Origin of the sequence: Gelidibacter mesophilus DSM 14095 (assembly GCF_000423005.1) — a bacterium.
Taxonomy (GTDB): domain Bacteria; phylum Bacteroidota; class Bacteroidia; order Flavobacteriales; family Flavobacteriaceae; genus Gelidibacter; species Gelidibacter mesophilus.
Genome location: NZ_AUHD01000028.1, coordinates 1 through 8,884, shown reverse-complemented (window position 1 = coordinate 8,884; position 8,884 = coordinate 1). Strand labels below are relative to the sequence as shown.

Annotated in this window: 9 protein-coding genes and 2 pseudogenes; all 11 read right to left on the bottom strand. The window is 29.4% G+C overall.

The window, feature by feature from the left end; all coding sequences use genetic code 11:
* A pseudogene (locus tag G525_RS22585) lies at positions 1-200 on the bottom strand (IS5/IS1182 family transposase); the annotation flags it as partial.
* A 285-nt stretch (positions 201-485) separates the two neighbouring features.
* Positions 486-1,565 carry a hypothetical protein gene (locus G525_RS0117395; RefSeq protein ID WP_157491974.1) on the bottom strand — a complete coding sequence of 360 codons (1,080 nt, stop codon included), beginning with the start codon at positions 1,563-1,565 and terminating at the stop codon, positions 486-488.
* A gap of 128 nt (positions 1,566-1,693) precedes the next feature.
* Positions 1,694-2,704, bottom strand: coding sequence for a hypothetical protein (locus G525_RS0117390; protein WP_027127278.1), 1,011 nt, complete (start codon positions 2,702-2,704; stop codon positions 1,694-1,696).
* Positions 2,705-2,879: 175 nt separating this feature from the next.
* Complete coding sequence (locus G525_RS0117380; protein WP_157491973.1) at positions 2,880-3,386, bottom strand: hypothetical protein; 507 nt, start codon at positions 3,384-3,386, stop codon at positions 2,880-2,882.
* A gap of 260 nt (positions 3,387-3,646) precedes the next feature.
* The gene (locus tag G525_RS22785; RefSeq protein ID WP_281170410.1) at positions 3,647-3,832 is read right to left on the bottom strand and encodes an HNH endonuclease; all 186 of its coding nucleotides are present in this window, start codon (positions 3,830-3,832) and stop codon (positions 3,647-3,649) included.
* 282 nt (positions 3,833-4,114) lie between these two features.
* Positions 4,115-4,342 (bottom strand): annotated as a pseudogene (locus G525_RS22730) (DNA translocase FtsK); the annotation flags it as partial.
* 403 nt (positions 4,343-4,745) lie between these two features.
* Positions 4,746-5,330: a hypothetical protein gene (locus G525_RS0117370; protein ID WP_027127276.1), complete on the bottom strand. Its 585-nt coding sequence runs from the start codon at positions 5,328-5,330 to the stop codon at positions 4,746-4,748.
* A gap of 169 nt (positions 5,331-5,499) precedes the next feature.
* A complete protein-coding gene (locus G525_RS0117365; protein WP_027127275.1) occupies positions 5,500-6,039 on the bottom strand; it encodes a hypothetical protein in 540 nt (179 codons plus the stop codon).
* Positions 6,040-6,184: 145 nt separating this feature from the next.
* Positions 6,185-6,880: a hypothetical protein gene (locus G525_RS0117360; protein ID WP_027127274.1), complete on the bottom strand. Its 696-nt coding sequence runs from the start codon at positions 6,878-6,880 to the stop codon at positions 6,185-6,187.
* 151 nt (positions 6,881-7,031) lie between these two features.
* A complete protein-coding gene (locus G525_RS21360; RefSeq protein ID WP_051210006.1) occupies positions 7,032-7,559 on the bottom strand; it encodes a hypothetical protein in 528 nt (175 codons plus the stop codon).
* A 182-nt stretch (positions 7,560-7,741) separates the two neighbouring features.
* Positions 7,742-8,518, bottom strand: a complete 777-nt coding sequence (locus tag G525_RS0117350) for a hypothetical protein (RefSeq protein WP_027127273.1) — start codon at positions 8,516-8,518, stop codon at positions 7,742-7,744.
* Between the last annotated feature and the right edge of the window lie 366 nt (positions 8,519-8,884).

The following is an 8,884-nucleotide window of genomic DNA, read 5'->3' as shown; positions in this document are numbered from 1 at the left end:
TAGAGATAGAGCTTGAGCATATCCGTCGAATGGTAGGGAGGCCTTCCCTCTGAATTGAGCACGTCCCTGAAGCCCAGTTCCTCCATTGGGAGGATATCCACGAACATATCAACGGTACGCGCCCATGAATCATGACCTACGCATGACTCAAAGTCCATCATTATCAATTGATCCCTGTTAAAACCTGTTATAAAATCCATAACATTAAGATAACCAATATCTTAAAGTGATCTGGGCAATGCGTTAAAAGGAAATCAACAAAGTTATTAAGAAAGGGAGGTTATTGCGCAGTCTGACGGTTTGTATAAGAATAGTAAGGGATTAAAAAGTACTTACTTTCAGATTTAGCACTTAGCCAAGTTTACAATTTACCTATTATTTTTCTTTTAACCGTTAAATTGTAAATTTGGCGGACTTTGTTAATATACACCAACTTTGGGTATGGCACTTAACCCTTATTATTTTTATACTTTGTTGGCAACAGGCTATTTGTAATAGGTATTTCCCTCTCTGTCAACATAGCCATTCCTATTTTCTCCACTAGGACCTATCTTTTTAAACTTGGCTAAATTAAATTTAAACGGTTCTAATTCCAAATATATAGTTGGCGTAATATTGTAATATCCATATAGATTATTTCTCATCACTTTTATAGGTGTTTTATTTAAGTCTATTGAGTCAAAATATTCTATTCCATATTGGTTAGATAAAATTCCAAAATAAGTTCCAAAGTCTATAATAACATCTTCTTTTTCTGGAAAATTATCATCATATTTTAATTTGCGTTTTTTGTTTAAAAAATAAATATCTTTCACTTTTGCTTTGTTTACTGAATCAATAGCATCGTAATTATGGAAATCATAATTTGTAAACCCAACCGCTTTTTTTAAAGTATAATACTTTTCAGTTTCTTCTATTTTAAGACCATAGGTTGTAACATTCCCACATACTTCATTACATTTTGTTTTTGTGTCTGGAGCATTTTTGAGTTTATTTAATTCTGCATCATAATATTCAATTTCGGTATTTTTGTTTAGTACTTGAAAGCCATTGTTTATTCTGGAAATATACTCAATATCTTGTAATAGAAGTTTTCCGTTTTCATCGCTAACTGCCAGTCTTCTATGAGATATCTCGTTAACTTTGTAATGTTTTCCTTGAATAAAAAGATTCCAAGAGTCTTTTACAGGAAATGATTTATAAGATTCATCTATTATTTTAGTGTTTATTTTTCTAGGCAGTTTAATATTCTTCATAGAACCTTTTGAATATAACTCCTCTTCATTCCAAAAGAGCTCGTTAATATTTGAAATCATATCGATAGAAGAAGAACCAACCACTTTATTTTCTAATTCATCGTAAAGATGTATTTTTCCACCTGCATCTCCGAACTTTGAGAATGGAATTTTCATATCAAAATATTTGTCTCTTGATGCGTAAATACTATACTGACCATCTGGACTATGACGCCTATAATATTCTCCTTCTGTTATATTACTAGACCAGTAAAGAGCAATAAATGTGCAGATTAGTATTCCTAATATAATTTTATAGGTAAGTTTCATTTTTCAGCTTGTTGCCAACGTGTTTGTATAAGATTAGTTGCGTGTTTTAAGCACTAAAGTTAGCAAATAAATCACAGATAGAAAGTCCGCGAGGACTTTCGTAAATAGGCTAGAACTAGCAATTAATTTTATACGGTGTTGGCGGTAGTTTTTGTTTTTTCAATTATTATTTCTTTCAGCCAAATTACAAAAGGGAAAATCCAAAAGATTAACCAAATCAATGTGTGTCTCGGCATTATTTGATATTTATAATTCCAATAATAAATTCCAGATGTAAATATTAAGGCTAGAAAAGAATCAGATATTTTTATTTGATTCAGAGAGTATCTTTTAATATGCGTTTTGTTCATTTCTCTAATCTCTTTCATTTGTGATTTTCCATAAAAGCTACTTCTGTCAGGTAAATACGTAAACAGCATAAAAGCGTTTTGAAATATATAAATTAGAGAAACTCCAAGAAGAAAATATTGCAAAATATTTAGTCCGTCATTAAGCATTTTATAATCAATAAAATAGTCAAAATTATAAACTCTATAAATATGGTCGATTGCAAATATTATCATTATAATTGAACTCCAAATACTTAAAAACAATCTCGAATTTCTTGTTAGTTTAATGTATGAAAATGCGTGAATAAATGATACAACACAGAAAATCAATCCAATTGCTATTAGTATATAAGCAAAAACATTTTTAAAGTTTAAAAAACCAATATCTATAATCCAATAAATTATTGAAATCGATTGTAAGAGTGTAATTCCTTCTGTTAGTTTGGGAATTATTTTTTTATCGTGATATATTACTGATGCTATAACAAAAAAGAAGATGAAAAAATAAGGCCACATTTCGATGTGATTTTCAAAACTATAATTCCGTTCTCTTTTTCCTGGTAAAAAGGCAAATATGCTCAATATTAAAGAAATGGTTACTTTTATTATTATAGTTTGCCAGTCGGTTGATAATCTTCGGTTTTCATATATAATTCCCAATATTAACGGAATTGTCATAATAGATAAAAGACTGTTCTGACTTTGATAAGTTCGAAATATTACATATCCGAAAAATGTAACAATAAAAATTCCGCCAATTACTAGCAGAATGTTAATTTTATTATACTTTGTTTTCTTCTTTTTCGTCATTTTTCAAATTACCGCCAACGTTTCGTGTATGAGCAGTGGCGTGGTTCGTCACGGACAATTCCAAACAGGTACTTACCATTGGAAAATCCGCAGGATTTTCCAAGTAGGCAGGGACAAGCCATTGATTATACACATTGTTGTAAAACGTTTTTTATTGGATGTATTATTGCATTATTTAAATCAGGAATTTTCCTATGGCAAAGCCAACTGCTATTGCAGAAGCAATTAGCCACCAATAATTTTTAAGCAAACTCGATATTTTAAGTTCTTCTTCTAACTGCCTTATTGTTCTTTTATACTCAAGTTCATCTATTTTTAATACGTCTATTCTATCTTTTAACTCTTGTCTTTCGTTTTCTTTTTTGATTACTAATTCTTCATTAGCTATTTGTTCATTAAGTATCGAGTAATAGTCTTTAAAACTATTATATTCATTTTTAAACCTTAATACATTTGAATTATAAGATATTAAATTACCGTCTTTTGTAGAAGATAATCTCCCGATTTTTAAATCCTCATACACCAGTTTCAATAAGTTAAAATCATTTTCTATTTTATTGTCATCATCTTTATATTGCTCGTAATACCCCGCAATATGCAAGTCTTTCGACCCAACTGTTCCTTCATTTTCTAAAAGTTTATTTAGAATAAAATCCAATTTCTCAATATCTTCTTTTGTCATTTTCATTTATTTGAAACTTTAAAATCTGAATAACATCCTTTTTATATTAAACAAAAAAATCACGCGTAAAGTTAAGGAACTAAACTGTTTTTCTTCTGCGGGTCAATGTTTTACAACGGTCTTGTGTATGATTTCGTTGCGTGTTTAAGCACTAAAGTTAGCAAATAAATCACAGATAGAAAGTCCGCGAGGACTTTCGTAAGTAGGCTATAACTAGCAATGAATTATACACGTTGTTGTGCGTAGGCTTTTTCTTTCTTTTATCCAATATTGTTTGATTTTCCACGATTACATTGTTCGCACAAAATCTGTAAATTTCTGTAAGTATTTGAACCTCCTTTTGAAAATGGAATAATGTGGTCAAATTCTATTTTTTCTTGACTTCCGCACTTAACACATTTTCCGCCATCTCTATTCCAAACTTTGTCAAGAACATCTTGAGGAATAGGTTCACGTTTTAAATCCGATTCATTTAGATTTGATAAAATTCCCTCTTCAATCAGTTCTTTTCTAACTTGAGTTTTAAGTTGCCTTCTTTTTTCTTTTTCTAACTTTTCGTTTTCTTTATCTAAAATTTCCTGTTTTAGAATTTCTTTCAGTTCGTTTTCTTTGGAAATTTCTTGTGCTTTTAAAAGCTCTGTAACTTTGGAAGAAATCAGTTCTTCGTGTAGTGGTAAAATATGTTCCTTAAAATGACTGAACCTTTTATTTTTTACTTTTCCAAGTTGTAGAAAAAGTTCAAGTTGATGTGTGTTTTGAATAAGAACGTTTCTTGCTTTTGAACCGTCAAAAGGTCCAACAATTCCAGCCATTTCAAGATTGTCTATCAATTTACCAGCTCTATTATATCCTAATTTTAATTTTCTTTGAAGTAAAGAAGCTGAACCTTGTTGATGTTCGACAAGTATTCTCGCAGCTTCTGGAAATAAAGGGTCAAAATCCGATGAACTAAATTCAAACTTTGGTTCTGTCGATATTCTGTCGCTTATTTCTTGCTGAATATATTTTTGAATTTCTTCTTCGGTTAAAATTATCTGCTTATTTTCATCAAGTACATCAGCGATTTTTTGAGCTACAAATTCCTTTTTTTTATTTAATTCAGATGTCTGATTAGTTCCAATATTTTCATTTACGGTGTTTTCCGATTTAGTATTTTTTTTGCCTCTTAAAAAATCAAATATTCCCATTTTTATTCTTCAGGTTGTTGGTTTGTCAGCTTACGCACAACGGTTTTGTATATGATGCGTTGCGTGGTTTAGCACGTAATTTAGCGAATAAAAACCGAATAGAAAATCCGCGAGGATTTTCGTAAGTAAGCCTTCACTAGCAATGGATTATATACATTGTTGGGCACAGTATTTATTTCAGTTTATATCGTTCTTTAAATTTCTTTTCGTATGTATTTTTATTTTCGATACTTTCTTTATACCCTAAATCCATTTCTTCAATTAATTCATTTTGAATTTCTTGAGTAAAATCCAAGAAATCCCATCTTTTTGGAAAGTCATTAAATGGAAGTTCAATAATCTTATTTGGATTCGACAGAGTGTTTTCCGCAATTGAAGTGTAAACTGCTATAAATATTCCGATTTTTTCTTTCAGTTCCTTTTTTGGTAGGTAAGAATTATTTAAGACAAATAATCGTGTAAGCTTATCTTGAAGTTCAATTCTTTCTGAAATTTGACTTAAAGCTTTTATTTGTTGATTATATTTTTCTAATTCAGCGTTGTCTTTTGTACCAGAAATCAAATTGGTTTTAAAAAAATTAGTATCCTCAAAATATTGATAGTTTCCCATAAGAATATGAGTTATTTCGAGCATTTCTTCTAATTTTCCAATACGTAATTGTCTTTTATCACTTCTCGAATTTTGTATATAGGCAATTATCGAAATCACAATCGCAATTATTGAAATTATTCCAGTTATATAATCGTTAATTTCCATTCTTTTCTATTGAGTTCGAGTGTTTTCATATTGTGCCCAACGTTGATGTGTATGATTAGTGGCGTGTTTAAGCACCTAATTTAGTAAATAAAAACCGAATAGAAAATCCGCGAGGATTTTCGTAAGTAGGCGATAACTAGCCATTAATCATACACGTTGTTGTACCACGTTATTTTATGTTTAAATATAAATCTTCAATTTCGTCCATAGAGTATTTTTTTAATTCTGTTTCAATTTTGAGATATTCTCCATTAAAAAATTGTCCAATAAGTTTTTTAGGAATTTCATAATTTTCAGATTCCGTGTAATACAGTTTTATTTTTCTAATGGGATTATTTATATCATCCGTTTTAATATGATTTCCAAGTCCGATAACGAATTGAAAACTGTCATCTGTATTTGGTGCTGTTCCAATTGATAAATATTTTGAGTCGTTTACATTAAACAGCTCAAGATTCGACATATTGAAATTACCTGATTCATATTCGCTCCAAAAGTCCTTTTTCCAATTAATCTTTTCAAAATCTTTAGAGTGTTTTTCTAATGAAGTTGTTCCTAAAATTCTATAAAAGTCAGTCTCAAGCTCAGGTGTATGTATTCGAGAGATAAATTCATTTGTCATATTTTTTTCGCTTGGATTTTCTTTAGTTTTCTCTTTGCAAGAAATCAATGTAAGAATTATAATTATTATTGCGGAATTTTTTTTCATAATGTGGTACAACGTTTGTGTGTATGATTAGTTGCGTGTTTTAAGCACTAAATTTAGCAAATAAATCACAGATAGAAAGTCCGCGAGGACTTTCGTAAGTAGGCTATAACTAGCAATGAATTATACACGGTGTTGTAAAACGTACTTAATTTTCATTATCAATTAACCAAGGTTGCTTAAATTCCTTTGTTTTGGTCAATTCCTTTTTTAATTTTTCTCGGTCTAAATTCAATTCAGAATATTCTGCTCTTTCAAAAAGTAGGTTATAAGCTGATTGATGAAATCCGTATTTTTTTAATATATCAAAATCCGAGTTTGCTTTTTCGGAATTAAGATTGTCGTTGTCAAATTCAATTTTTAAAAGGTCAACTAAAGTGTCATTTACAAACTGTTTTTCATAATTCAGTCGCTTTTTGTCCAATTTCACAGAGTTTAATTCTTTAAGAATTTCATAAACGATTGAGTCATTTTTCTCCGCTTTTCTGCGATTCCAAAATTCAGCGTAATATTTGGTTTGTATTTCTGGTTTGTTGTAAGTCAGTTGCAAACTGTCCATTAAATTCTCAAAATTTCGTTTAATGTAAATATCTTGGATTAAGAATTCATTGTCACTTTTAAAAATCAGATTTTCCAGTTTGTCGTAACCGAACTTTTTAAATGATTCGTGAATTGTTCTTAAATTTTCGGGTTTTCTAATCCACGTGTTTTTTGTCCAATCAGAGTTTCTTAAATCGAAAAATGAAGTTTTGTTTTCTGCATAAAATTCCGATTCGCTTTTTTCTTTATTAACGCAAGAAACGAGTAATAAAATCAGAATGTTTAATGTTAGCAGTTTGTTCATTCGTATGTTTTACAACGGTTTTGTGTATGATTAGTGGCGTGTTTAAGCACCTAATTTAGCAAATAAAAACTGAATAGAAAATCCGCGAGGATTTTCGTTAGTAGGCGAGAACTAGCCATTAATTATACACGTTGTTGGCAACTGGCTTTTCTTATTCACGATTAAATACTTGATTATAATATTCGTTCAATAATCCTTTCCCACTATGTTTTGTTTTTAAAATCAGTTTAGATTCAGCACAAGCCTTTTTATATAAACTCTGTTCTTTATCATTCAGACTTTTTGAACCTAAATAAACCATTTTGTAAATCGGATTAGATTGTTCCATTTCAAACGCTTTTTTTAGCATTTCTTTTCCTTTAATTTCCAATTCCTCGTAATCTCCAAATTCGTAAGGGAAAATTGAAATCGTATATCCAGCTATAAAATTGAATTCAGCCAATTCCGAGTATTTTTTCAGTCCATTTTTTAATTCAGATTCCAATTCAGTTTGTAAATCAATATCTTTCTGAAATTTCCCATTCACATCTTCAAGCATAGACCACAAAAAGAAAAAATAATATTTCCACGTTTCAAAATCCGCATTATTTTCCGAAATCAGTTTTCTATATTCAGAATAAACCTCGTTGTATTTTTCGGCAGTTTCTAATTCAAATATGTGTTCCAGATTTTGATTCATTCGGGATTTTTTTCAGCTTGTTGCCAACGGTTTTGTATAAGATTAGTTGCGTGTTTTAAGCACTAAAGTTAGCAAATAAATCACAGATAGAAAGTCCGCGAGGACTTTCTTAAGTAGGCTTGCAGTAGCAATTAATTTTATACGGTGTTGGCAGTAGTTATTTAGTTTTCGGTATTTTTTTATTAAAACATATCTTTAGGTTGTAATTTCCTCTGTTCTCGTAAATATTTTATCTTTTCATCTTTATTCATTCCTTTGATAGAGTCGTAAAAATTCAGATATACGATTTCCTGTTCTTCATTATTAATTTTTGCTCTTATGCTTTTCCTTATTAACATTTCAGATTTAAAATTGACATTAAATCGCTTATCATTAGTAGCTTTATAAAGACTATCTATAATGGGTTTACTTATATTTGTAGCGATATTATAATCTAGAGTATATAGTTGTTTTTGAATACTATCTTTATTTATTTGATTTACATTAAATCTGTTATTTTTATTACTTAAAGTATGTCTTTTGTAATAATAAAAGTCTCGTGTTAAAAATGGAAAAATATTATTTCTGTATTTAATTATGTGTTGAATACGCCAATAAGCATTATCTCCATTTTTTCGATAATTATTTTCTGTTTTTAATCTTTTACTAGGATTCCAAAAGTCATTCAATTCTAAATTTTCACGATTATATAAAAGATATTTTCCGTAGTTATAATCATTAGATTTTCCTTCATAAATATTAGAAATTTTTAAAGTGTTTAATCTATTGTTATAAATTGTTAATTGATATGGAATGTATACATAAATACTATCTCTAAATGGTCTAATTTTACAAGGTAGATTTTTAGCTTTTGTATTTTCTACGTAATACTTTGGTTTAATGTATTTATAGATTATTATAATAACAATGGATAAAACAATTGTTATTGCTATTTTTTTACTATTAATCTTAATTATCATTATGCTCTTAGATTTTAAAGATCTAACTTAAAAGATATTTATGCTATTTAAAAATCAACAAGATTCTTAAATTTTGGCTAGGTTCAGTTTAATTACTGCCAACGTGAGTCTGTGCATCAACTCAATTCGGACTAAAATTAATGAATCAATTGCTATTTAGAGAGCGGTTAAGGTAGTAATTTCTTTTGGCTTTAAAATATGGATTTGTATCGCCTAATAAAAGAAAGCTATCCATATAGTCCAAAATCCCTTCAAATAGGGTCGAAAGTTCAGGCACAAGCGTTTTCAGCCTGTTTTTCAATACCTCTGGTCCAAGAATGGACATAAGCCGAGTGAGGTTGTAACAGATCATCATCAGATTTACCT